The sequence below is a fragment of the Azoarcus sp. TTM-91 genome (assembly GCF_012911025.1).
Taxonomy (GTDB): domain Bacteria; phylum Pseudomonadota; class Gammaproteobacteria; order Burkholderiales; family Rhodocyclaceae; genus Azoarcus.
The window spans coordinates 1-781 of the sequence record NZ_WUEI01000275.1 but is presented as its reverse complement, the minus strand read 5'-3'; the positions used below and the strand labels follow the sequence as shown (position 1 = coordinate 781).

At 66.8% G+C, this 781-nt stretch carries 1 protein-coding gene; it reads left to right on the top strand.

All coding sequences use genetic code 11. The features are described from left to right. The first annotated feature begins 42 nt into the window (after positions 1-42). Positions 43-780, top strand: coding sequence for an ABC transporter ATP-binding protein (locus GRF61_RS24200; RefSeq protein ID WP_169153164.1), 738 nt, complete (start codon positions 43-45; stop codon positions 778-780). Position 781 lies beyond the last annotated feature (1 nt).

The following is a 781-nucleotide window of genomic DNA, read 5'->3' as shown; positions in this document are numbered from 1 at the left end:
CAAGGCAGCCAAAGCAACCCGAGCAACCAGCCCGCCAGCAAGGTGCTGGAAGTGCAGGACCTGTGCGTGTCCTACGGCAAGGTCGAAGCGCTCACCAACGCCAATCTGGTGGTGGGCGAAGGCCAGATCGTCACCGTCATCGGCCCCAACGGCGCCGGCAAGACGACGATGCTCTCGGCCATCATGGGCGTGCTCGAATCCCGGGGCCAGGTGGGTTTCGACGGCGCCATCGAGATCGTGCCGGAAGTCGAGCGCATGGTCGCCCGCGGCATGAACCTGGTGCCGGAGAAGCGCGAGCTCTTCGGCGAGATGACGGTGGAAGACAACCTCACCCTGGGCGCCTTCCAGCGCTACCGCATGGGCAAGCGAGACCACGGCCAGACCATGGAAGAGGTGTATGCCCTCTTCCCGCGCCTGAAGGAGCGCCGCGGCCAGCTCGCCGGCACCCTCTCCGGCGGCGAGCGCCAGATGCTGGCGGTGGGCCGGGCGCTGATGGCCAAACCGAAGCTCTTGATGCTCGACGAGCCCAGCCTGGGGCTGGCGCCGCTCATCGTGCGGGAGATCTTCCGCATCATCAGTGAGCTCAGACGCAGGGGCGTCTCCATCCTGCTGGTGGAGCAGAACGCCCGCGCCGCACTGCAGGTGGCCGACTACGCCTATGTGCTGGAGACCGGCCAGATCGCGATGGAGGGGCCGGCGGCGCAGTTGAAGGATGATCCCAGGGTCATCGAGGCTTATCTGGGGCTGGGCGGGAAGCATCAGGCGATGCTGGCGGCTTGAG